At 36.0% G+C, this 25,827-nt stretch carries 22 protein-coding genes and 1 tRNA gene; 15 read left to right on the top strand and 8 right to left on the bottom strand.

Going from position 1 to position 25,827, the window contains the following annotated elements; all coding sequences use genetic code 11:
* Positions 1-2: 2 nt before the first annotated feature.
* Complete coding sequence (locus BD809_RS09130; RefSeq protein ID WP_211356706.1) at positions 3-266, bottom strand: acylphosphatase; 264 nt, start codon at positions 264-266, stop codon at positions 3-5.
* A 171-nt stretch (positions 267-437) separates the two neighbouring features.
* Between BD809_RS09130 and BD809_RS09135 the strand changes: the two genes are divergently transcribed.
* Positions 438-665, top strand: a complete 228-nt coding sequence (locus BD809_RS09135; protein ID WP_148782664.1) for a hypothetical protein — start codon at positions 438-440, stop codon at positions 663-665.
* Positions 666-810: 145 nt separating this feature from the next.
* Complete coding sequence (locus BD809_RS09140) at positions 811-1,239, top strand: ester cyclase (protein ID WP_246131486.1); 429 nt, start codon at positions 811-813, stop codon at positions 1,237-1,239.
* Between the two features lie 756 nt (positions 1,240-1,995).
* Here BD809_RS09140 and BD809_RS09145 read toward each other — a convergent pair.
* From BD809_RS09145 to BD809_RS09160, 4 genes are all read right to left on the bottom strand, one after another.
* Entirely contained in the window at positions 1,996-2,595 is a 600-nt protein-coding gene (locus tag BD809_RS09145) for a helix-turn-helix transcriptional regulator (protein ID WP_246131488.1), read from the bottom strand.
* 317 nt (positions 2,596-2,912) lie between these two features.
* Positions 2,913-3,404 (bottom strand): asparaginase domain-containing protein, encoded by a 492-nt coding sequence (locus tag BD809_RS09150; protein ID WP_148782667.1) that lies wholly within the window; start codon positions 3,402-3,404, stop codon positions 2,913-2,915.
* Between the two features lie 958 nt (positions 3,405-4,362).
* A tRNA-Arg gene (locus BD809_RS09155) sits at positions 4,363-4,436 on the bottom strand.
* A gap of 157 nt (positions 4,437-4,593) precedes the next feature.
* Entirely contained in the window at positions 4,594-5,937 is a 1,344-nt protein-coding gene (locus BD809_RS09160) for an SPFH domain-containing protein (RefSeq protein WP_148782668.1), read from the bottom strand.
* A gap of 352 nt (positions 5,938-6,289) precedes the next feature.
* Between BD809_RS09160 and BD809_RS09165 the strand changes: the two genes are divergently transcribed.
* Entirely contained in the window at positions 6,290-6,802 is a 513-nt protein-coding gene (locus BD809_RS09165) for an adenine phosphoribosyltransferase (RefSeq protein WP_148782669.1), read from the top strand.
* A gap of 64 nt (positions 6,803-6,866) precedes the next feature.
* Here the strand turns inward: BD809_RS09165 and BD809_RS09170 are convergent, their stop codons facing one another.
* Together BD809_RS09170 and BD809_RS15840 are read right to left on the bottom strand one after the other, a co-directional pair.
* Positions 6,867-7,685: a hypothetical protein gene (locus BD809_RS09170; protein WP_148782670.1), complete on the bottom strand. Its 819-nt coding sequence runs from the start codon at positions 7,683-7,685 to the stop codon at positions 6,867-6,869.
* Between the two features lie 91 nt (positions 7,686-7,776).
* Positions 7,777-7,926: an SsrA-binding protein gene (locus tag BD809_RS15840; protein ID WP_148782671.1), complete on the bottom strand. Its 150-nt coding sequence runs from the start codon at positions 7,924-7,926 to the stop codon at positions 7,777-7,779.
* 120 nt (positions 7,927-8,046) lie between these two features.
* Here BD809_RS15840 and BD809_RS09180 point away from each other — a divergent pair, with 120 nt between their 5' ends.
* The 11 genes from BD809_RS09180 (at position 8,047) to BD809_RS09230 (ending at position 22,252) form a co-directional block, all read left to right on the top strand.
* Positions 8,047-9,000, top strand: a complete 954-nt coding sequence (locus tag BD809_RS09180) for a calcium/sodium antiporter (RefSeq protein WP_148782672.1) — start codon at positions 8,047-8,049, stop codon at positions 8,998-9,000.
* A gap of 321 nt (positions 9,001-9,321) precedes the next feature.
* Positions 9,322-11,508 carry a glutamine synthetase III family protein gene (locus BD809_RS09185; protein WP_148782673.1) on the top strand — a complete coding sequence of 729 codons (2,187 nt, stop codon included), beginning with the start codon at positions 9,322-9,324 and terminating at the stop codon, positions 11,506-11,508.
* A gap of 293 nt (positions 11,509-11,801) precedes the next feature.
* The gene (locus tag BD809_RS09190; protein WP_148782674.1) at positions 11,802-12,986 is read left to right on the top strand and encodes a hypothetical protein; all 1,185 of its coding nucleotides are present in this window, start codon (positions 11,802-11,804) and stop codon (positions 12,984-12,986) included.
* 66 nt (positions 12,987-13,052) lie between these two features.
* The gene (locus tag BD809_RS09195; RefSeq protein WP_148782675.1) at positions 13,053-13,556 is read left to right on the top strand and encodes a hypothetical protein; all 504 of its coding nucleotides are present in this window, start codon (positions 13,053-13,055) and stop codon (positions 13,554-13,556) included.
* Positions 13,557-13,585: 29 nt separating this feature from the next.
* Positions 13,586-14,320, top strand: coding sequence for a curli-like amyloid fiber formation chaperone CsgH (gene csgH, locus BD809_RS09200; protein ID WP_148782676.1), 735 nt, complete (start codon positions 13,586-13,588; stop codon positions 14,318-14,320).
* Positions 14,321-14,355: 35 nt separating this feature from the next.
* Entirely contained in the window at positions 14,356-15,858 is a 1,503-nt protein-coding gene (locus BD809_RS09205; protein ID WP_148782677.1) for a hypothetical protein, read from the top strand.
* A gap of 109 nt (positions 15,859-15,967) precedes the next feature.
* The gene (locus tag BD809_RS09210; protein WP_148782678.1) at positions 15,968-17,548 is read left to right on the top strand and encodes a hypothetical protein; all 1,581 of its coding nucleotides are present in this window, start codon (positions 15,968-15,970) and stop codon (positions 17,546-17,548) included.
* Between the two features lie 88 nt (positions 17,549-17,636).
* Positions 17,637-18,041 (top strand): curli production assembly/transport component CsgF, encoded by a 405-nt coding sequence (locus BD809_RS09215; RefSeq protein WP_148782679.1) that lies wholly within the window; start codon positions 17,637-17,639, stop codon positions 18,039-18,041.
* A gap of 6 nt (positions 18,042-18,047) precedes the next feature.
* Complete coding sequence (locus BD809_RS09220) at positions 18,048-19,433, top strand: CsgG/HfaB family protein (protein ID WP_148782680.1); 1,386 nt, start codon at positions 18,048-18,050, stop codon at positions 19,431-19,433.
* Between the two features lie 80 nt (positions 19,434-19,513).
* Positions 19,514-21,004, top strand: coding sequence for a carboxypeptidase-like regulatory domain-containing protein (locus BD809_RS09225; protein ID WP_148782681.1), 1,491 nt, complete (start codon positions 19,514-19,516; stop codon positions 21,002-21,004).
* A gap of 66 nt (positions 21,005-21,070) precedes the next feature.
* Complete coding sequence (locus BD809_RS09230) at positions 21,071-22,252, top strand: AIR synthase related protein (RefSeq protein WP_148782682.1); 1,182 nt, start codon at positions 21,071-21,073, stop codon at positions 22,250-22,252.
* A 74-nt stretch (positions 22,253-22,326) separates the two neighbouring features.
* On the opposite strand, the gene BD809_RS09235 is transcribed toward BD809_RS09230, so the two are convergent.
* On the bottom strand, positions 22,327-24,384 hold the full coding sequence (locus BD809_RS09235; RefSeq protein WP_148782683.1) for a hypothetical protein: 2,058 nt from the start codon (positions 24,382-24,384) through the stop codon (positions 22,327-22,329).
* A 335-nt stretch (positions 24,385-24,719) separates the two neighbouring features.
* On the opposite strand from BD809_RS09235, the gene prfA reads away from it, so the two are divergent.
* A complete protein-coding gene (gene prfA, locus BD809_RS09240; protein ID WP_148782684.1) occupies positions 24,720-25,796 on the top strand; it encodes a peptide chain release factor 1 in 1,077 nt (358 codons plus the stop codon).
* Positions 25,797-25,827: the final 31 nt, after the last annotated feature.

The raw sequence follows: 25,827 nt of genomic DNA on the forward strand, positions 1-25,827 counted from the left end.
TTCTATCTGATTTCGAATCTTTCAAAATGTTTAGGCGTACCTTCAGTATGATCAATTCGAGCGACATTCGCTAACTCTGGACCAGTAGCGCACCAGGTCAGTAGCTCTTCAAGTTGTTCTTTAGACCCTTCGGCCTCGATGTAGACTGATCCGTTTGATTGATTTTTCACATAACCTTTCAGCCCCAAAGCAGTAGCTTTTTCTTGTGTATGTTTGCGATACCAAACACCTTGTACTTTTCCGGAAACGGTAATAGAATAATGCATAATATATAATTAGGATAACACAAAATAACATAAAACCTTTTCAAATGTTTCTAATTCTGTGTTAATCTAATTCATTGAAATAAATTTAAAGTTAGGTTCCTGATAATTGTCATATGAAATGTCGGCTACTCTATGTAATTTTTCAAGGATTATTAATTTAACTAAATTCATATGAAAGCGCTAGAATGTACATTGAAGGAGATCCTAGAACTTACCACAAAAATCGAGTATGAGTATCCCGAATTATATCCATTTTTAGATGAAAATCCTCAGGTGATACCTAAACATCGTACTATAGAGCAGGATGATTTTAATGAATATCTAAACGGGCTCAAAGATTTGTTAGATCGATATGTCATGTCCAAAGGGAAACTCAGTGGATTGGAGCGGCAAAATTGAGGGTCAAGACGTAATATTTCATAAAATCTTTTACAATGTTGGGGATAAATGGAGAAATCTTTAAACCTATACCAAAAGGGTGCTAAAGAATGCTAATTCTAGGAAGAGTCTGCAAGAAAAAAGGTAGTTTAAACAAAAAAAATATATGGAGACAATGAGTAAAGCAAAGAACGTTGAAGCACAAGAAAAATTTGGCGAAGCGGTAAATACGGGAAACCTGGAATTGATTCGTGACGTTGTTGCAGAAAATATAAAAGATCATGATCCAGCACCAGATCAAGGACCGGGTCCGCAAGGATTTATAGACTTTTTCAGTGGTATGCGAACTTCGTTTCCTGACTTTGAAGTTGAGGTAGATCATATGGTGACAGATGAAGATAATGTGAGCTTTGCGTATACTGCCAAGGGTACTCATAAAGGAAATTTTATGGGATATGAGCCTACCGGGAAATCCTTTGAAGTTCGCGGAATGCAAATTGGACGATTTGAAAATGGAAAACTTGCCGAACGCTGGGGAAGTACCAATCAGTGGGGTATTTTACAACAACTTGGTTTAGTTGAAGGTTCCAATTAAACCGAGCATACATACGACTTAAAAAAGCACGCGATATTTTATATATCGCGTGCTTTTTGGTTTAATTAGAGTACTTTATAGGCAAAAGCTATACTAATTTACTGGCTAATAGATTGTTGTGTAAACAGTTTTTAGGATGCGATTTCAATAGATAATCGGACACTTTATTTTTGACAAATAATCAAAGGTTGTTAGAATTGGTTTCGCTACTGCCTTTTTGATTCAAAAGTGCCCGATATCTCTCACTACTGAGGTTACAAAACACACACACAACTTCTTTTCTACTATCAAATACGTTAAAAAAGCTTTTATGGGTATACATTAGGTTTTAAAAGTTTCAGATCTTGTTTATGTATTTAATAAACGGCTATATCAAAATCGTTTATATAATTAAAGTTGGTTAAAGTAAATTTTTCATAAAAAACGACTAAATCAATGTGCAAGGGGGCAAAATAATTTTATAGAGAAAAATTAACGGAATAGCTTTGTTAATCGCAAGAATGAACGTAGGTGTATTTTACGAACAAATAACTTTAATTTTCCCTTACAGTTTTAGAGATTATTTGATATCCCCTTAAGCATCAACTGTTAATCATCTGGATAAAACTAAATTAAAATTGACCAAAGAACCCTGAATATGTACGTATTTATCTACGTAACAGTACGTAGTTTTGTACGTATTTGTTTAAAATGAGCAGTTTTTGGTATAAGAAAGTTACCTGTCGATAAATCATCGCTTAAGGTAATACTAAGAGGTCAAGCGCTGTTTTTACTGAATTTTTTGTAAAATTCTTTTCTGTTTGTAGCTCCCGTTTTTTTGAAAATATTGGAGGCATGCTTAGAAACGGTTCTCTCTGCAATAAAAAAATTATTAGCGATGGTTTTGTAGGTCTTTTCTTCTAAAATAGAAACAGATATATCAATTTCTCGAGGAGTCAGCTTGTAATTGGCAAGCGAGGAAAATTTAATGTCGTTTTTTTCATTGCGAACCCTTGAAGTTATAAACTTGTACTTTTCTTTGATTGAATGGATGTATCGATCAATCTCAATCGCAAGGAGCGCATAAAAGGAAACATTCATTATCGTAAAAGTAAGCCACTGATAATCGCCTAATATTGTCATAATAGGTAATAAGGTTACACCGCCTATGCTAAGTATAGCGAGATCCTTGCGACGACGAATGTATGGACAAGATTCTCTTGACGCTTTCACTTTTTTATAGAAAAGCGAGAAGAAGTATAGGGCTATAAACGCTAATGGGGCGCTAAATGAAAATCTTGCAAAAGCTAAGGAGTTGGTTATAGCATATGGTAATATGAACATCACGGCAAATAAGAGGGTAAGCCATATAGACATATTTTTAATTCGAAACATGAAAATATTGATACGCAAATCATATTCTTTGTAAATAAAATAGATAGTGTAAACGCATAGGGTAATGGCTACACTATACGAAATGATATATTGTAAGAGAAGCAAGTCAGTGAAATTTTTTAAGGGAAGAAAGCCTCCGCTTGCATTGTATAAAATAAATAAGGTTCCGAGAATCAAAAACCTATCTAGCTTGTAGGATTTAAGAGCAACAGATCTAATAAAAACGAATAAAACGATAAATAGATCTATGAGTAAATAGAAAAAAGTTGTCCAATGTATTGAAGTATCAAACATATCAATTAACCTTTAAGCGTTTGAAATTTATTTTCATCCAAATTTTTATATACATCATACCACTCAAAGACTTTTCCATTCATTGCAATAAATACTCCTTGAGTCAAATACAGTAAGGATGAAATAGCAAATCCCAAATTAAAAGAAGCGTCTGTCCTCTTGTCAAATCCCAAAATAAAGGATCCTACCAGGACTATAGTTTTATTAATTTTTAAGTTGCCCAGATACTCGGCAGTTTCTTGCATGCTAAAAGTGCCATGGGTAATTAATATTTTATCATATGGAGAATTTTGGACCACTTGTGCGAGCAACTCTCTATCTTCATCTTTTATCAACCGACTGTCTTTGCTGAATACTTCTTCCATCACATATTCAAAAGCTACGTTTGCAGTTTCAAAAAAAGAATCAATTTGTACACTATTCTCTTTATTCAAATTTTGATTATTCTCATAATCCAATCCTGCTATGGTGCCTCCTGTGGTAAGTATATGTATCATGACCAGTAGCTATATAGTTAAAAATCTCCCTTAGAAAAACACGCTCTTTTAGTAATTGCTCCTTTGTAAAGTTGTCGGCGTACTGTGGGCATAGTTTACGCTTATAGACCTTTTAAGTAGATATAAAATCTAAATGAAATCAATATCTTTTCAATCTAAAATCAGCAGAATTACTAAGTTGATGTCTTACAAACATAAAATTAAAATTTTAATAATCAAATGGTTGTCCTGTAATTCAACAAAGTAGTTTGGGTGTACAAGGCATTGACCACAGTGTTAGAATTAAAAAATTTAAAACTTTACTAAGGGTAAGTAGGTATGAATTGTTTTAGTTATTTAAAACTTCATAGTGTCATCTTCTATTTTTTAATGATTACTTATAAATATAAAATGAGCACTTTAATAGGTTCTTTTGAGCGATAACTTTTTGTTGATTTTTTCATGACCTCGGCAAGGATCGAATGGCTTTTAAAGGTCCGTGGACATTTAATAATAAGAGGCCAGATGGTGCGTTGGTAATCCTGATAGGATAAACTATATGTATTGCCTTTCAAGATTATGCAGAATTTTTCGTTCCAAAGCTTCAAACTTGCGTTTGGCTTTTTTATAAAATAATGAACCACGTCTTTTGGACGTGGTTTCTTGAGTGATGTGACCTCGGCAGGGTTATTTCATGATCCTGCAAAGCTCCGCTTTGAAAATCAACAAAAGAAACCTACGCTTTACCCCAAAAAAAGCAAGCTCTTTTTTTTGAACTTGCTTACTTTCAACTTTTTGTTGATTTATTCGTGACCTCGGCAGGATTATTTCATGATGCTGATAAAATTCCCTGCTGCAATTAAGAAACCACACAGCTATCGCTGCTAGTCCATTAGTTTATTCCAAAGCTTCAAACTCACGTTTGGCTTTTTTATAAAATAAAGAACCACGTCTTTTGGACGTGGTTTCTTGAATGATGTGACCTCGGCAGGATTCAAACCTGCAACCTCCACAGCCGTAATGTGGTGCACTATTCAGTTATGCTACGAGGCCTTTTTGCGGGTGCAAATATAACTGTTTTTATAAAGTAACCAAAGGAATTTAATTAATTTTTGTAATTAAAAATAGAGCCCCTCACCATTATTCTCTGGTTCAAATGAAAGATAACGGATAAGTGACTCTATAGTAGGAATTTAATTTACGCTATTACTTAACGCTTTGAAGAAGGTTTTGAGAGCATTTTTTTAGCTAATTCTGCTCCGATTAGGTTTTGCAACAGATTTCCTTGCTCGCCTTGCTTACCTCCCGATTCAAAATAAATTTGTGGTAATCTTAAATCTTTTAGTTCTCGGGCGACATTAACTGAGGTTTTGTATTCCCATTCAGCACGTTCTTGTGGTGTAAGTCCTGCAGTAACAAGTTTTGCGTTTTCATAGGATTGCGCGTCAGCCATTGTTTTTTGTGTTTTAGCTTTAAACTGCGCAACTTCATATTTTTTCCGCTCTTCTATAAGATTAAATTCGGCTACCTTGGCACGTGTCTCTGCTTCGATGGTTTTTTGAATTTGTTGCTTTTCTAATTTGGCTCGCTCTGTAGCTTTTTCAGCTTCTCCTTTAGCAGTTTCTTTTTGAGCTCGATAGAATTCTCGTTCTGCCTGTTGTTTCTCCAACTGTGTTTGTGCAACTTCTTCTTTTTGAAGCTGTAGACGTTTATCGAAGGTAGATTCCCAATCAATTTCGGTAACCACAGCCTGAATTACAGTTAGTCCGTAGGATTTTAATGAATTCCCTCTTTCTCGTACTGGCTCACCATTGATTTTTTTGATTCTAAAGCGTTTTTGCTTAGACTCTTTATTATTAGTGATTGTACGTATAGTCATACTGTCCCCGATAGTCTCCACACTTTCATTAGTAATATACTCTTCGAGTACATACATTCCATTCTCTAATTGATCTTTAAAATATCGGTCAAAATCAGAAGCTTGTCCTGAAATATAGTCCTGGGCATCCATCAATTTACAGGTGTTTTTGATAGATTGATCAATGTTTGGTATAATTCGGGATCGAATAAGGTTTCTTTCAGTCTTATTACGATCGGCCACCGATAAAAATTGATCCTCATCAACAGTATTGATACTAATAACTACAGAGGTAGCAATCCTAGCTTTAACAGCATCACTGAAAGCCCAATATTTTGCTTTGTCTACATTGGCGTATTGACTTTGTTCTCCAAGATCACCTTCACTATCAGGGATTACATATTTTATTGGTAATTCGAACTGAATAGGGATGAGACGTCCCCACATCTTCGTATGAATTCCTTGTCTGAAAACCGCTTTTTGACTACCCCAAGGGTATTGCACCGCATACGCAGTACCAGGTTCGGCGTAGAACAATAATCCTGAAAGTACACTTAATACAAACCCGAACGCAATGAGTTGTAAACTTCTGGTTTTAGTAAACCAAGCAAGTGCTTTAGAACTGTTGAAAAAAGGAGTAATTACGAGACTTATGACTCCTATAATTAAAATTAAGATTCCGAAAAATGTTAGCATAGATAATGTTTAATTGGTTAGGTATTATTTTTTAATTGTTAGTATGTATCGGTTAGTTTTTACATGATTTCTCTATTTTTACTAGTTGTTTTCTCAATATATAAGCAAGATTCTTGTTAACAAAATTTTTAGAAAGCTTTTTATGAAACTCATTTTGTATTTATAAGTAAATTAATGATTATCGTTTCGTACTTTTTGCCTTGTGCTTGTTTAAAGTTATAAATTGTAGCTTATAGAGTAATTTTGGCATTGTATTGAAAGTTTTCAAGGAGTTTTATAGCTTGCTTTTAAATTATGTAGAGAGATTTCATTAAAAATTGTTTCCATTTTATATAATTCGTTATTTTGCCAGATGGATTTGAAAAAATATATCAGAGATATTTCTGATTTTCCAAAAGAAGGGGTAGTATTTAAAGATATTACACCGCTTTTAGGAAATGCAGAAGCTTTAAAAGTTTGTGTGGATCGTCTACAGGCCTTGTATAATTCAGGGCAAAAGGTGGATAAAGTAATTGGAATCGAAGCTCGCGGGTTTATTTTGGGAGGGATGTTGGCAGAACGCTTCAACGCAGGTTTTATACCCGTCCGTAAAAAAGGAAAGTTACCATATAAGGTGAAAAGCAAAGCCTACAGTTTGGAGTACGGCGCAGATGAGTTAGAAATCCATGAAGATGCCATACAGCCTGGAGATCGCGTGCTGATTCATGATGATGTTTTAGCAACGGGGGGTACTGCAAAAGCAGTGTGTGAACTAGTTGAAGAACTTGGAGGTGTAGTGGTGCAATGTAATTTTATTATAGAATTAGATTTTTTAAATGGAAGAGAGCAATTAAAGAAACCCGTTGCGTCTTTATTTAATTTTTAATATATAAAAAAAACGCCTTCAAAGCTTTTTCATTGAAGGCGTTATAAAGCAGGTTATGCATTTATCATTTTTTTGTGGTTGCGATGATTGCTCCGTCATTCGCTTTTTCTCCATATAAACTTTTGGCGGTCTCTGGTTTTAGAAAATCAACCGTATCTAATTTATCGTCTTTTGCTAACTTGTCTAAAGTTTCAAAATTTTCTTCTTTTCCATCGATTATGATGAGTTTATCAACTCCCGGCTTATCTATAAAATGATAGCGTTGTTTACCTTGAAACGGTGAGAGTGCTTGCCCGTTAAAGCTAAAATTACCATGGTCATCTTCATCAAAATCAAACGAAAATGAATTCATAATCTGATCTTTTAACTCTTGCAGGTTTATTCCGCCTTTAAAAAATAAGGAATCCGCCTCACGGTCAAAATCAAAATTGAATGCAAAACCATGATTTTGCATTAGACTATCAATATCAATATGTGGATGTTTGAAAGGGCTATTGTTTTTCCAAGTGGTTGTCTTCAAGCTATCTTGATTGCTTATAAATAAGCCACCCGATTTGTAACCCAGCTCGATAGGGGTTATAGGAACATTGGAGGAAGAAGTATAATTGGTTTTTGAGTTGCCTTTCTTTAAAATGATTGAAAGACCTGTTATTTCTTTTTGATCATTATGGGTTACATTCTTAACAAATAGTTCGATACCATTATCGGCAAAGAAAGCTTTGAGGTCATTAAGTTCTTCTTCAGTAGTGTCTTTGTTAATTACGGCAGTTACCTCATTGTTCTCAAAAGTTTGCCAAAAACTATTATTTTTTTCTACAACAGTAAACGCTGATAAGGAGAGCATACCTAGTACGCAAGCTCCTGCAAGTAGCCATCGTTTCATATCAATAGTGTTATTTGAATTAATAAGTTTCTAAAATCAATAAAAAGACGATTTATAATCAGAAATGTTGCAAATAATGGATGGTAATATGTTACAAAGCTCGTTTAGTAACAAAGAGTTTCCATCCAAAAAGTAGCATTTGAAATTTAGACGCTTTGGATAAATCCAATTGTTTTTTGCTAAAACTTGGTAAAACTAATTTGTTGAGACGGGCCAAAAATTGGTAAAATTGTTTTTTCATAATGCAAAATTAGTAAACATTTATGTTATAGTAAGATACCTTGATGGTGTAAATAAATGATAAAATGAAAACAACTACTTTAAATAGACTTATTATCTTCGCTGTCAAAATTCATTAAACATGTTCTTAAATATACTTTATCTTTTTATCGGACTGGCATTATTAGTTGTAGGAGGGGAATTTTTGGTGCGATCTTCGGTTGCTTTATCTTTTCGACTTAAATTATCGCGTATGGTAATTGGTCTTACCGTAGTTTCATTTGCAACGTCAGCACCAGAATTGTTGGTAAGTTTACAAGCAGCGTTGGATGGATTGTCCGATATTTCTTTAGGTAATGTAGTGGGTTCTAACATAGCAAATATAGGACTGGTATTAGGAATTACTGCTTTGATAGGACCCTTAGCAATTGATAAGGACTTTTATAAGCTCAATTGGCCTGTAATGGTTGTGTTATCATTTGTTCTCTATCTTTTTCTTAACAATGATGATGTATTGTCCACCACAGAAGGTGCTATTTTACTTCTATCGTTATGTGTGTATCTGTTTATATTAATTCGGAATGCTAGAAAATTCTCGACAACAGTTACCGATGAAGTTGATGATACGCTACAACAAACATCTAATTTTAAAATAGGTATTTGGTTATTGATTGGTGGAGCTGCACTCTTTTTTGGTTCGGAATTATTAGTCAATGGTGCCGAGGCTATTGCTATTGTGATGGGTGTGTCTGAAGGGGTTATTGCAGTTACACTTATAGCAGTGGGTACGAGTGTTCCCGAATTAGCAGCTTCAGTAATTGCAGCATTGAAACAAGAAAAAGCAATTTCCTTGGGCAATTTGATTGGTTCAAACATCTTTAATATTGCATCTGTATTAGGAATAACAGCAATTGTGCAGCCCATTGCTATCAAGGATGAAACTTTAATGGATACCAATATATTTTGGATGTTAGGCTTTGCTATAATCTTATTACCGCTGGCTTTTATACCAAAACGTATGGAGCTGGGAAGAATCAAAGGGCTTTTTATATTTGGAGCATACTGCGTATTTATAGCATTAGTTTTTGTGAAGTAAGCTTTCATTATTTGAAAATAACAAGCCTGAACATCTCGATGCTCAGGTTTTTTTTGTTTTAGTATAAAGAACTCTTTTATTTTTTGTCACAGGAACTGGAAATGACGGTAGTTTCTAAACAGCGTTAATGTTTATTTAACATAAATTATAAATAGATTATGTTTTTTGATTAACCTCATTGATTTTATAAGGGTTGGTTTCTGTTTAAGAGTGTTTTTCAAGGGTTGTGCCCCTATTTTTTCAGGGGGTTAAGATTTATTTAATACTTAGAAAAAATAAATCACTATATTTGTACCGAAATAATAACAACTAAAAACTCTTATGTCAACACTTAGGTTCCGTGCTTTACAAGAAGCATTAAGTCGTAAAAACGTAACAATTAAAGAAATTGATCGTAGATCGGTTTTATTCGGAGAAAACGTTTTTAATCAAGAAACGATGCAACAATGTTTAACAGATGACGCTTACGAAAGTGTGATGAACGCTATAAACAGCGGCACTAAAATGGATCGTAAGATTGCTGATCAGATAGCTTCAGCTATGAAAGACTGGGCCTTGTCAAAAGGAGTTACGCATTATACACACTGGTTTCAGCCATTAACCGGAGCTACAGCCGAGAAGCATGATGCCTTTTTTGAAACTATTGGAGATGGGAAAGCGATAGAAAGATTTGGTGGCGGACAACTAGTTCAACAAGAGCCTGATGCCTCATCATTTCCTAATGGAGGAATAAGAAATACATTCGAAGCACGTGGGTACACTGCATGGGACCCAACATCTCCTGCCTTTATTTATGGTACTACTTTATGTATCCCTACAGTATTTGTATCTTATACAGGAGAAGCTTTAGATTATAAAACACCATTACTGCGAGCTTTACAGTCGGTTGATCAAGCCGCGACAGCAGTAGCAAAATATTTTGATAAAAATGTAAAGAAGGTAAATGCCTCTTTGGGATGGGAACAGGAATATTTTCTTATAGACAGTGCCTTGTTTAATACCAGACCGGACTTGGTGATGACAGGGCGTACCTTATTAGGGCATTCTCCGGCAAAAGGACAACAATTAGATGATCATTATTTTGGTAGCATTCCATTACGTGCTTTAAATTTTATGATGGATCTTGAAATTGAATGTATGCGTTTGGGTATTCCTGTCAAAACGCGTCACAATGAAGTAGCACCTAATCAATTTGAGTTAGCACCTATTTTTGAAGAATCCAATTTAGCAGTAGACCACAATTCACTACTTATGGATGTGATGGATAAAGTTGGAGCACGTCATGATTTTAAAGTGTTATTTCATGAAAAACCTTTCGCAGGTGTAAACGGTTCTGGAAAACATAACAATTGGTCGCTTAGTACTAATACGGGAGTGAATTTATTGGGCCCGGGTAAAACACCGATGAGCAACTTACAATTCTTGACCTTTTTTATAAATACAATCAAAGCAATTAATGATAATGAGGAGTTGATGCGTGCGGGGATTGCATCAGCCAGTAATGATCATCGATTAGGAGCCAATGAAGCTCCACCGGCAATTATCTCTGTATTTATAGGAGAGCAGCTGACGGCTGTTCTAAAAGAGTTGGAAAGTGTAACTAACGGAAAGCTCTCACCAAAGGAAAAGACAGATTTAAAATTAAATGTTGTAGGTAAAATTCCTGAGATTTTATTAGATAACACAGACCGTAATCGTACTTCGCCTTTTGCGTTTACCGGTAATAAGTTCGAATATAGAGCGGTGGGATCAAAAGCGAATTGTGCAAATCCTATGACGATCTTAAATACAATTGTTGCTAAGCAGTTACGTAATTTTAAGAAAGAAGTAGATGCATTGATTGATACAAAAGAACTGAAAAAGGACGAAGCTATCTTTAATGTATTGCGAGAGTATATCAAACAATCAAAGAATATTTTGTTTGAAGGTAATGGATATGGTGATGCTTGGGAACAAGAAGCAGCAAAGAGAGGATTGAGTAATAACAAAACCACTCCGGTTGCTTTAAAAGCAAAAATTTCAGAGAAATCTTTAGCACTGTTTGAAGAGATGGGGGTTATGAACCGCATTGAATCTGAAGCGCGTTACGAAATTGAAATGGAAGAGTACGTAATGCGTATACAAATTGAAGGACGCGTTCTTGGCGATATTGCACGTAATCACGTAATTCCGACAGCAGTCAAATATCAGAATACGTTGATTAGTAACGTTTCAGGTCTAAAAAGATTGTACGGAGACGATTTTAAAATGCATGCCAAAGAGCAGATGGAGATTATAGAAGAAATATCAAGGCATATAAGTCAAATCAATTCAAAAGTGAGTGATATGACCAATGCCCGTAAGGATGCTAACAACTTAACTGACTCCGAAGAAATGGCGTATGCATATTGCGATAAAGTCAAGCCATTATTTGATGATATTAGGTACAGTTGTGATAAATTAGAGTTGTTAGTGGATGATGAATTATGGCCGTTAACAAAGTACAGAGAGTTACTTTTTACAAGATAAGTAAGAAATAACGTATTATAATTTTAACAAAATGTTTAAAAAAGCCATGGAACTGAGTTCTATGGCTTTTTTTGTAGTGTTTCATCGAAATGTCATAATATTTTGAATCCTAGGCAATTAATTTTACTAAATTTACAAGAGTCAATAGTTGCAACGATTGATAATACCCCTAGTCCCTTACACTATTTTTTGAGTTAACGATAATTATCGGAGCACGAAGTGTGCGGATAAGTATGATGCATATGTTTTTAAAAATGGCAATAATTGTATTATCAATTTAAAACATTTCACACATGAAAAAAATGATTTTTGGCTTAGCAGCCCTTTTATTTTCAACCACAATAATGGTTGCGCAATCTAATACTAGTAATATTTTACAGACTGGAACTTCAAACACCGCAAGTGTTGATCAGGACGGGTTAGAAAACGATGCCCTGACGACTCAAGATGGTATGTCTAATAACGCAGAAACAATTCAAGGTAGTGAGGCGTTTGCTTCAAGAAATGGAGTTGTTGTCCAGTCACAAACAGGTAACAAAAACAATGCATTTGCACAACACGAAGAAGATCGTAATGAAATTTATCAAGTGCAGGTAGGTGATGGTAACTCAGCTTCCGCGACGCAAAATTTATTGAATTTTGGAGGAGATAATTATGCGGATCAGTCTCAGGAGGGTGATCGTAATACCGCATTGATCTCTCAAGAAGGAAATGGCTTTTTTGGAGATGGAGTAGGTAATGTTGCTTTTCAAATTCAAGTTGGTGAAATGAATACTGCTACTACCGGACAAAACGGCGAAGATAACTTTAGTGGAATACTGCAAGAAGGTAGCGATAATGTAGCTACGATGGCTCAGGTTGGAAATGAAAACTATGCTGAGCAACTTCAAATAGGAGAAGCTAATATGGCTGCCGGCGAGCAATGGGGTACAGGTAATACACTCCTTCAATACCAAGAAGGCAGTGGTAATATGGCAACTTCATTGCAGGGAAGTTCCATCTTTGATTCTCGTAATGGTATTGTAGAACAAATACAATTGGGAGAAGAGAATACAGCCTTTGCTCAACATGAGGAGGATAATAATGAAATCTATCAAGTTCAGTTAGGGGATGGCAATAATGCATCAGCTACACAAAATCTAGCCTTCTTTGGTGGTGACAATGTCACTATGCAAGGACAGTTAGGGTCCAATAATGTTGCTGTAGCTTCTCAAGAAGGAGACTTTGGGATTTTTGGTGAAGACAACTTGGTAATGCAAGTTCAATTAGGTGAAGGAAACATGGCAACATCTTCTCAAAATGGAGCTGAAAATGTAAGTGATATTTGGCAAGAGGGTGTAGAAAATGTAGCTTCAGATACGCAATTTGGTATCGGCAATTCAACAATGGTTCGTCAGACCGGAGCTATGCATAACAGCACAATTCTTCAGGTAGGGACTAGTAATGCAGCAGTTGTAAACCAAGTAGGAGGTTTATAAATTAAATTTTTAGTAACACTGCACAAATTAAGTGCAGTGTTACTTTAATAATAAAATATAGAAATAATGAATAATCTCGGCATAGTAATGAGTTTACTCATGCTTACAACATTAGGGTATGCTCAAGATATAGACGCTGATCAAGTAAGATCAGATTTACAGGATTGGCAGCTGGATCAACAAGAAATATTTTCAGCTATTGACAGACCGTCAACTGAAATACAAGCAAATCTTAATAAATCGGTATTTATAAAACAGATAGGTGAGACCAACACTGCTTTTGTAGATGTTTTTTCAAACTCCTATGCAATAGAGGTAACACAATCCGGAGATTACAATGCAGTTGATATAAACGAATCTGCATTACAGATTTCAAAAAACATCATTCAAAATGGAGACAACAATACATATTTTGAAAATTCTTATACGATCGGTGAACATACAATGATTGATATCAACCAAGAGGGAAATAATCTATATTTTGAAAAATTTGGAAGTAATGCACTTGCCAATAAAATTAAACTAAAAATGACTGGGAATTCTAAAACCATAATACTCCGAAATTTTTAACTATGAGATGACTTTTAATATTTCAACCTATGAAACCTAAAGGAATACTCTTATTTGTGTTTTTATTGTCAATATCGATAAACGCTCAAAAAAAAATTTCAAATGACGTTGTAGCTAAAATCAAATTGGAGCAAATTGACGATATCATCACTATTCAAGCAACAGCAACAAACACCACAGAAGTTCTTAAAACTTTAAAATATACGCTCACTGTATTCAGAACTACTCCGTCAAATAATAAATCAAAAAACTCTCAAGAGGGAAGATTTACACTCGAAGCGAGCGAGTATAAAGAATTATCACAGACATCTATTAATAAGGAAGAGCGGGATCATTTAGTAATTATGCTTTTGATTAGTAGCGATCAAGGAATTATTGCTACAGATCGTTTAGAAATTAATGGAACCTCTAATGCAGAACAATCTAATAAAAACCCAAAAAACAACCCTAATGACGGAATTGAATTAAAAGGAATTGTAGTCGAGGAAACCAAGACGAAACCAGGAAAGGATTTTTACGACTTTTTTTATAGTACCTACTCTTTGAATCAAATTAATGGTAATAAAATAGTCAAGGTGGTAGAGAATTTAAGTTTTGGCCGTAGTACTATTATTAAGGTCACTATAGAAGATAATACCATCTTTGAATTTCTAGGAAAACCGGATTTAGAGTATCTGGAACAAATGTCAAACACCGCTGTGCGTAAGGTGTATCGTTATTTTCAAGACTTAAAAGAGCAGAAAGAAAATATTTTTCAATATTGAGAAAAACTATCTATAATAAACAAAATTCTTGTGTCATGAAAGCATTTATTTTAACAGGAGTCTTAACTCTACTGGGAGTGAAGTTTGGATTTACTCAAACGACAAACGAGATTGTAATTGATCAACAATCCACAAACAGTGCAATAACAGTCACACAGACTGGAGAAAATTTGTACGCTGGCGTAACCCAAGGTGGGTTGATTGATGGTGAGTTAGGGGATAATAATACAGCGATAATCCAGCAATTGGGTTCGGTAAACACCACAGAAATTTTACAGAGAGGAAATAATAATGAAAGCGAAATAAGCATAAATGCTTATAGCAGCCATACTACTATTTTACAAGAGGGATTTAATAATTTAGCGAAAAGTTCGAGTAGAGGAAATTATCTTATTAATTCTACGATCTCACAAATAGGTAATTTTAATACTAGTAATATTATTACGTATGGGGAAAATGAAATGATTGCTTCTATTCAACAACAGGGATACAACAATTTGGCTTCAATTAACGTAAGTTCTGAAATATGGGGGTTCTCTGATGCTCATCAAATTCAAATCGGAAATAATAATTCAATATCGTTATTTCAAAACGACATAATAACGGGATATTCATTACAGCACCAAGAGAGTTATACTGATTTGGGTAATGTGGCTATAGGAGTGATGCAGGGTAGACGTGTCAAGTTGGAACAGTTTCAAAAAGGTGATGGTAATTATGTTGAAAGCAACCAACATGGTTGGGGAGGAATTGTTTTTTCGGCTTATGCAAGTCAAGTTCAAACAGGTAATGATAACTCGGCAATAGCTTTTCAATTTGGAGAAGATATTAAAACAATTCAAACTCAAGAAGGAAATTCCAATAAAATTCAAGCGTATCAAGATATTGAACAGGGAGCCAGTAAGATAGTACAATCTCAAATTGGTGTTGGTAACGGGATGAACGTAATTCAAACAAATTTGTTTGGGTCTAAAGTGTCGCAAAACCAACAAGGAAACTTGAATAGTGCAATTGCCGATCAGGGGACAACTCGTTATTCTGAATCCCTAAACTTGAATCAGGAACAGATCGGTGATAGCAATATAAGTTATGCTAAGCAAGATGGGTATTATAGTGCATTTGAGCAAAAGCAGTTAGGAGATAATAACCGAATAAATTCATTGCAATCTGGCGATTCTCATACTTCAAAGATATATCAAGTAGGCGTGAAGAATACTATAGAAACTGAACAGGAGGATTATTCGAATATGTTGAGATCTAAGCAGGAAGGTGGTGGTCATTTAATAACAGTTACCCAAGGTGGTAATTATAACTTTGTAGAGCAAATACAGTTCGGTAATGACAATCAAATAAGTTCATTACAATTTGGGGAAGACAATAATTTACTAATGAATCAAGTAGGTGGAAATAATCGTATAAATGCAGAACAGGGCGGGCAATGGAATGTCGTGCAAGCTTTGCAGAGGGGAAATGGTCTTCATACAGAAGTAGTCCAAGCAGGATTCTTTAGCACCATTACCATTCAACAATCAAACTAAACTTTTGAAGAGTGTAATAACATTTTTTATAGAACGTATTTGATATAGACTTGTAAACTAATAGACTCACCTACCAACTTAAATATATAGTAACTTAAATCACACACTTATGAAAAACAACATTTTACTAGTCATGGGGCTTTCAAGTCTTCAATTTACAATTGCACAAACCACGAGCAATGAAATTGTAATAGATCAAAACTCAGAAAACAGTGTTATAACCGTGACACAGGTTGGTGAGGATTTATATGCAAATGTTACGCAAGTAGGCGAAACCCCCGAAGAGGAAGGAGAGAATAATACAGCAATTATTGATCAAACAGGAGGGTGGGGAACCGCATCTATTATCCAGCTCGGAGAGGATAATTATGCAAAAATCGATCAAAAAAATAATACCTATAATATTTATGAGAGTTTCGCTCGCATTACCCAAGAAGGAGAGTTAAACACAGCAGATATTTTTTCGAGAGGTGAAAGCGTTACGGCAGAGATAATTCAAATAGGAGATAACAATGATGCAACCATCTTTCAGAATGGGATTTTTGATGACATTGCTAAGATTACTCAAACTGGTAACCTGAATACAGCAGAAATTTTACTCGATGGTTTTGACTATTTGAGCACTAATTACTCGGTACAAATACAGGTGGGAGATAGAAATATAACTTCGATATCAATGGATGCTTCAAGTTTCGGCAATTATTCCTATCAATATCAAGAAAGTATTGAAGGGGATGGCAACACGGCTGTAGCCACACAATCATCTCGTTTTAATAGAGTAGAACAACGACAAATCGGAGATAGAAATATAGCAACTTCTACGCAAAGAAGAGTTCGTATGAATAGTACTGCAGATCCGGGAGAACCCGAACTTTTAGTTAAACAAAAGCAAACAGGGTTAGACAATGAAGCCACAGGCTATCAATTTGGTGAAAGTAGCGTAATAGAACAAATTCAAATAGGTAATAGCAACATAGCAATCACTTCTCAAGGTACCGATATTCAAGAATCCCACGTTAGCACCACCTTTCAGCAACAAACAGGTAATTATAATCAAGTCTCATCCAAGCAAATTATGCCAGTAAATGATTTGTACCCAGGTAAGGTTCGACAAATTCAAATTGGTGATAATAATCAAATTTCGTCTATTCAAACGCGTGGTTCCAATGCTACGATCTCACAAGAAGGAAATAAAAATATTGCAACTAGTTCGCAGAACGGATTTACTGCTGGATCTATAACAATAACTCAAAATAGTTTGCATAGTTGTTCTGGTAATGAGGCAACAGCAGTACAAACCGGTAATGATCAATTTAAGTGGTACAATAGCTCTATAGTTCAAAATCAAGAAGAAAATCAAAATGTAGTCACTGCAACTCAGGACAATGCCGAATATAGTAGTTTAAGTCAATCGCAAATAGGAATCCTCAATCAAGCTACGGCATTACAAATGGGTTATGAGAATAGCCTGACTCAAATTCAGCAAGGAGATTCGAATGTTTTGCTTTCTACACAGTCTGGAGAAGGAAATATTACAGTAGCACGTCAATTTGGAGATATGAATACGATGGAAACTACTCAAACCGGAATGTATAACTCTTTAAAATATACACAACAAGGTTCAGGGCTTGAGGCTACAATTACGCAGAGTGGTGATATGGGGAGTATCAATATAACTCAAACCAATTAATGAGGTGTAATTACAGAGCCTAATTATATTCAACTAGACTAAGTCTGGTGATTAATATCGCCAGACTTACTTCTAAAAATTAAAAATCGTGAAGAGAATTTTATTATGTATTTTATGTATACCCGCGTTTTCTGTGTTACAAGCACAGGAACTTGTGTACAAACCTAAAAATCCGGCATTTGGAGGGGATACATTCAACTACCAATGGCTGTTGAGCTCGGCCGAATCGCAGAATAAATTTACCGAAGAAACCAGTTCCGGGAGAGATCAACGATCCGATTTAGAGCGATTTACCGAAAGCCTTAATAATCAATTGTTGAGTCAAATTTCAAGAACTTTATTTACAGAGCAATTTGGAAATGAAGGGTTGCAAGAAGGGACCTATACCTTCGGAACTTTGTTTATTGAAATTTTTCCTTCAGGAGAGGGACTGGTCATCAACATACTCGATACGAGTACAGGAGACCAATCTCAAGTAGTAATACCTAACTAATCATTAATGAATTCAAAATTTTACACAGTAACGTTTATAATTTCACTTTCTATCTCGTTATCCAGTTGCGGAACCTATTTTAATCAGCCACTTACAATAGAAGAAGCTCGCATTGGAGAAGATACGGAATTATCGGAAGAGTTGCGTAATTTTCCTTTACCCCAAGAGCCCGTAGTGGTTGGCGTATATAAATTTCGCGATCAAACAGGTCAATATAAACCTACAGAAAATGGAAGTACCTTTAGTACTGCAGTTACACAAGGTGCAACCACAATTTTAATTAAAGCTCTTGAAGATTCAAAATGGTTCGTGCCGATCGAAAGAGAGAATTTAAGCAACCTTCTGAACGAGCGTAATATTATTCGTTCCACCAGAAAAGAATATCAAAAAACTCAAAATACGGATCAACCACAGTTACCACCGTTACTTTATGCAGGCATTATTCTTGAAGGCGGTATCGTTTCTTATGATTCAAACATCATTACCGGTGGGTTAGGAGCGCGATACTTTGGTATTGGTGGCTCTACACAATACCGTCAAGACCGAATTACAATATATTTGCGTGCTGTATCAACGTCAAGCGGAAAAATTCTTAAAACGGTCTATGTATCTAAAACGATATTATCTCAGGCCCTGGATGCCAGTTTTTTTAGGTATGTGAAATTTAAAAGACTCTTAGAAGCCGAAACTGGTATCACAAAGAACGAGCCTGCACAACTTGCAGTCACCGAAGCCATTGAAAAAGCGGTCGCTTCTTTAATTGTTGAAGGTATTGAAGATAACTTATGGGCGCCAACTGCCGAGCCGGAAGAAGTTGAACAATTGCTGTTTAACTACAAAACCGAAAAATTTAAGGCACAAAACACCAATCTGTATGATCGATATATGAGAGATCGACGTAACAAACATGCTTTTTTTATTCAAGGGGGAACCTCCCTTATTAGCGGAGACTATGGTAATTCAGAGCTTTCATATAACGGCGGACTCGGAATGAAATGGTTTTTTAATCCATACGTGAACCTTGCAGCATCTATAAGTAAGTTTGAACTCAAAAATGATCCTTCTTTTGTAAATGGGTTTAATGCTTTTCAGCTCAATAGTGAGTTTATTCTGCTGCCACAAGAAAAGTTTACGCCCCTTCTGTTTGGTGGTGCCGGCGTTGTGAACGCAGACAGTTTTGATAAAACCTTATTTCAATTACAATATGGGGGAGGTGTTGAATATTTAATGAAGGACACCTTTGGCATTAGTCTCAGCGGAACACATAATGTTGTCATGAGCGATAAATTAGATGATGTCGTTCAGGGAAAACGGGATGATCAGTATTTTAATTTTGTGGTAGGACTTAATTGGTATTTTGGTAAAACCAAAAGAATAGTTATGCAGAATTAACAAGGATCAACTCTCAAAGCAAATAAATAAAGATTAAAATAAAAATTTACGTTCCAGTAAATATTCAATAAATAAGATATATGAAAATATTCTATTCAATACTAGTATGCATCACACTATATAGCATTATGTCCTGTAGTGAAGATACAATTGAACTTGAAGGTTTAGGTGCAGTAAAAGGAAAAGTAGTTGCGGTAAATACGAATGAACCTCTAGAAAATGTAAAGATTTCAACCAACCCATCTACTAGTACAGTCTTTTCTGATAAAGACGGGAATTATGTCATAGAAAACATACCGACAGGGGATTATTCAATCTCTGCACAACGAGAAGGTTTGTTGGCAGAATTTGAGGCTATTTCGGTATTAACTGACAAAACCCTCGAAGTAGTATTTGAAATGGATGTCGAGACTGCCGCGAATCGTCCACCCAATGCGGCAAAATTGGTAACACCTCCGGATAATGCTACAGATCAACCGGTCGAGGTACAATTGATTTGGTCTGGGAGTGATCCGGACAAAGAAGATGTCTTAGAATATACACTTAGTTTACGAAACGATCAAAATGATACCGTAGCGTATTTTGAAGAAATCAAAGATACTACCTACACTGTTACGGGGTTGATATATGGAGCCAAATATTTTTGGCAGGTGACGACTACAGATGCTATTAATGATCCTGTCAATAGTGAAACATTTGCATTCACAATCGCAACAGCATCCAATAACAGAATAGTGTTTAGTCGTCTCGTTGAAGGCAATAGTGTGATATATTCTGTCGATGAAGCAGGGGAGAATCCGATACGCTTAACCTCACTTTCAAAAAATAGCTTTCGACCAAGAAGAAATGTACAAAATGGTAAAATAGCGTATTTACAATCTGTCGGATCTCAAGTACATTTATTTACCATGAGTCTGGATGGATCTAATCAAAAGCAAATTACCTCACAGGTACCGGTAGTAGGTTTCAATTTGGAAGAAGTTGATTTTTCCTGGGATCAAAATGGGGCCAAACTTTTATATCCTAATCAGGACAAGTTGTACGAAATTAATAATGATGGTAGTGGATTAGCTGAGCGGTTTCAAACAACCAACGGGAATGTAATTACAGAAATTGATGTTTATGAGGCAGGTGATATAACGGCGCTTAAAACTAATAACCTGGAAGGGTATAACGTCGAGATATTTACTATTGATGCATCCGGAACGGTTCTCACTACGGTAGTTTCTGGTGTTGCCGGTGCAGCCGGAGGAATTAATCTTTCTGTAGGTGGTAATTTGTTATTATTTAGTCGCGATGTTTCAGCGTTTGAAAGTAGCTCTTATCGACAGTTGGATACCAGATTATTCGTCTACAATTTTGCAGATAGCACCACAACTGATATTTCTTCGGACAAACCTGCAGGAACTAATGATTTGGATGCGCGCTTTTCGCCCAATGAGGTAAGTGTGATTCTTACAAATACCTCAAATGATGGATTATCTATGAAAAACATACAGACACTTGCAATACAAGGCGGATCAGCCCGAACATCAATAATTGAAAATGCATCCATGCCTGATTGGGAATAAGATAATTTATAATTCGGATTTCAGAATTCTTAAATTCGGTTATCTTTGTGGCTTAACACAACATTCATGAGTCAAGAAGTAAGCAAACGGTATGCCCAACGTGGTGTTTCTGCCGCCAAAGAAGATGTACACAATGCGATCAAAAATATTGATAAGGGTCTTTTTCCTAAAGCATTTTGTAAAATTGTTGAGGATCATTTAACCGGAGACGAAGCATATTGTTTAATTATGCATGCTGATGGTGCAGGAACAAAATCTTCCTTAGCCTATATGTATTGGAAAGAAACTGGCGATATTTCTGTTTGGAAAGGAATTGCCCAGGACGCACTTATCATGAATATTGATGATCTGTTATGTGTTGGTGCAACCGATAATATTATGCTTTCATCTACGATCGGAAGAAATAAAAATTTAATTCCGGGAGAGGTGCTGTCTGCAATTATCAATGGGACTGAAGAATTGTTGGCTGATTTAAAAGAATTCGGCGTTACGATTCATTCTACAGGAGGAGAGACTGCTGATGTCGGAGATTTAGTTCGAACCATTATAGTGGACTCTACTGTAACGGCGCGTATGAAACGAAGCGATGTCATAGATAATGCCAATATCAGACCAGGTGATGTGATCGTTGGTTTATCCTCTTTTGGTAAAGCATCGTATGAAAAAGAATATAACGGCGGTATGGGTAGTAACGGACTAACCTCTGCACGTCACGATGTGTTTGATAAAAGTCTTGCTTCCAAATATCCTGAAAGTTTTGACCCTTCTGTACCAACGGAGTTGGTATATTCAGGAAAAACTAACTTGACTGATGAGGTTGCTGATTCCCCCCTTGATGCCGGGAAACTGATATTGTCGCCTACACGCACGTATGCGCCCATAATTAAGAAAATTTTGGAACAGTATACAAGCGATCTCATTCATGGAATGGTGCATTGTAGCGGTGGTGCGCAAACTAAAGTATTACATTTTGTAGATGGGGTACATGTTATCAAAGATTCGCTTTTTGATGTGCCACCTTTATTTAAATTGATTCAGGAAAACTCAGGAACTGACTGGAAAGAAATGTATCAGGTGTTTAATATGGGACACCGTATGGAACTATACGTCTCGCCAGAAGTAGCAGAAGATATTATCGCTATATCAAAAAGTTTTGATGTAGATGCACAAATTGTCGGGAGGGTAGAAGCTTCAGATACTAAAAAGCTGACGATTACATCAGAGTATGGAACATTTGAATACAAATAAAAAATAATTTCATGTCTACAAATATAAAAAGAGGCCCAAAAGGCCTCTTTTTCTTATTTAATTTAGATCGAAAGCTATTTTGGTATTAAGCAAAATCCTTCGATGTCAGTAGCATGCCGAGTAATATTTTTACTATGCATAATTGTTCTGTCGTATACTGATAAACGAATGTTATATCCACATTGTGGCATGTTGTTGGTTGCCAACTCCCAAGTACCGGTTTTACCTGGAGCAACAATGTCATTATAACTAATAGAATTTCCTGGGACTCCATCGATAGAGATGACTCCCGAATTTGACTCCGGACTCGGTGTTGCTACAAAACTCATCACTCTTGGATACTCAGATAAGGCTTTATATTCACCAGAGATGACATCTCCGGGTTTAAAGCTTCCGCAATTTCCCGCACCAGAAGTAATTTCAACATCAGCCACCGGAGCTTCCTTGTGCGCCATAAAGTTAGTTGAGTTACCAGTAAGTAACAGCGTAGCACTTCCTGCATTTCTTACCTCAATTTTTATAGTATGCATTCCACTTTGCGTTGGAATGAAATATCCTAAATAGTTGCCCACAAATTTAGTATACGGCATCCATCCATCTGCATCCGGGATAAGCGTCTCTTCTCCAGAAAATCCTATCTTATCTGCAGTAACATGATTCAACAAATTATAGGAACCACTACTTGGAGGTGTGATAACTAGGCGATATTCTAGGGCTGTAGATCCACCGTTGATGAGACTTCCTGTAAAATTAATTTTACCATCAAATGGACTTTCCTCGGCATTCATACTTAGACCTAAAGCATCTGATCCATTTGCTAAACCATCGGTTTGATCGATATCATCAATATGCATACTTCCCAATGTTTCTATGTTTAGACTTAAATTACCGGGAATGATCCCTTTAGGTAAAGACTTAACTTCAACATGACATTGTTCCCAATCTCCCCAATGCGCCACATGATTTGGTTGGTTTATTGGTGGCGCAACATTCCAGCTTAAAATACCTTTTAGTTTGGCTTTACCGGACTCACACCACTCTTTGCGTTTTTTGTCTAAATCTACGGCGAGTGCTGCGTTGTAATTAAGTCCATCTTTCGGAATTTCTGAAATATTGTGAACCGTGATTGAAGAGGTTCCCATATATTCCCAGCCACTGCCAAAATCCATGTAAAAAGCAACATACTCTTTACTCCCCGTCTGACAAAGATTACCGGAGTATCCTGCTGATTTTTTGAGGTGGATGGTACCATGCAAGGTAGTCATTGCACGATTAAGTGCGACACAGGTCAACTCTTCATAGGTTGTGTTAAACTTTGGTTTCAACAGGAAATCCAAAATATTAGAAAAATCAAAATCAAGCTGATTAAGGTATCCCGGTAATGCAAAGGGTGTTGCATCTTGAGAATTTATTTTCTTAATCGCAGATGCATACCCAAAGCGTGTTGCCGGAATTTTGTGTTTCTTAATGATTTCCACCTGGTCTTTGATTGAAATATTCTTGAAATCGGGTAACAGGTTATTTTTCTTTAAAATGGTGTCGATTTTTTTAAATTTTGGATATAAAACGAAATCATCAAAAAAGCATTGAAATCCGCGTAAAGGTTCGATTTGAACGTTACGTTCGATAACATTGCCCCAATAAGGTGTCCAATTTGGTTGATTGGCCGGTGGTGCCGCGTTCCATGATAGAATGGCACGTACTTTAGGGAGCACAGGTTTCTTATCGCAACATCTGCGCTTGTCCGGATCAATTTTAAGTTGGACGTTATAACACAAATCCTCGTCAAAACCCAGACTATGTGCATTAAAATTGGTGACCCCTTCATCTACCCAATTTCCGTTGCGATCATAGTCGAAGTAAAAACGAACATATTCAAATGTCCCTTTACTACACGCATTACCTCCGTAGCCTGATGCTTGTTTAATTTTTACAATTGCATTGATCACTTCATTTTTAGGGATATAACTAACGCATACGATTTCTTCGAATTGTGTGTTCTGGTTTATAGAAGAAAGATCGCCAATAGCTTCTGTAGCTGACAGAACATTATTTTGCGAATCTTTAGCCGCTAGCAGTAAAATGTTGAAATTACTGCGCAGATTTGATACTGACTTTGAGATTTTTTCCATGATATATGTATTTAATTTTATGAATTACTGAAATATCAAAAGGATCCATGCCCTTTTGTGAAATTCAAACCTACTTCAAAAGATCAACGAAGGAAAGAGTCAATTAACTGAAATTCATTAGGTTTATCGAGCGTAATAGACTAGTGGTTTACTGGAGTGTGATACGGGTTTTCCCCCTATAAGATTGAATCACTTTGGTAGCAACAAACAACATTAGTTTCTTTCTTTGTATGAATGAATATTTGCCATAAATTGCTTCATAATAAGATTAAAGCAATATGCGCTTTAGACAAAAAAGATTACTTTTGTAGCTTCTACAGAAGGAAGAACCTATTATGATTGATAAATTAAATATAGTAAAACAACGTTTTGAAGAAGTGAATGATTTAATCATTCAGCCGGATATTATTTCGGACCAAAAGCGTTATATACAACTAAATAAAGAATATAAAGATCTCAAAGCCTTGATGGATAAAAGAGATCAATATATAGAGTTGACTAACAATATTACAGAAGCCGAGGAAATCATTGCCGATGGGAGTGATGCCGAAATGGTGGATATGGCTAAGATACAGCTAGAGGAAGCTAAAACGGAACTACCGGGATTAGAAGAATCGATTCGCTTTATGTTAGTGCCTAAAGACCCTGAAGATGCTAAAAACTGTGTGGTTGAAATCCGTGCAGGAACAGGTGGTGATGAAGCAAGTATTTTTGCCGGGGATCTCTTTAGAATGTATACGAAGTACTGTGAGGGGAGAGGATGGTCGACCAGTATTGTTGACCTTAATGAAGGTACAAGTGGGGGGTACAAAGAGGTTATTTTTGAAGTTAATGGCGAAGATGTATATGGTACTCTGAAATATGAAGCTGGGGTGCATCGTGTACAACGTGTTCCACAAACAGAAACCCAAGGACGTGTACATACAAGTGCAGCTACTGTTATGGTGTTGCCTGAGGCTGAAGAATTTGATGTTGAACTGGATATGCAGGATGTGCGTATTGAACGTACAACATCCACAGGGCCGGGAGGGCAGTCGGTAAACACGACCTATTCTGCTATTAAATTACATCATGAGCCTACGGGAATGATTGTAAGTTGTCAAGATCAAAAATCCTCACATAAGAACCTTGAAAAAGCATTAAAAGTTTTACGATCAAGGTTGTATGAGATCGAATTAGCCAAAAAGCAGGCTGCTGACTCTGAGAAGCGTAAGAGTATGGTATCGAGCGGTGACCGTTCGGCAAAAATTAGAACCTACAACTATCCACAAGGACGCGTTACCGATCACAGAATTGGCTTAACGCTATATGATCTTGGTAATATTATTGACGGAGATATTCAAAAGATTATTGATGAACTGGAGTTAGTTGCCAATACAGAGAAACTTAAAGAATCGAGCGAGTTGTTTTAGATTTAATAAAACAACTCTTAGAGAACATAAA

It is taken from the genome of Aquimarina intermedia, assembly GCF_008124785.1.
Lineage (GTDB): Bacteria > Bacteroidota > Bacteroidia > Flavobacteriales > Flavobacteriaceae > Aquimarina > Aquimarina intermedia.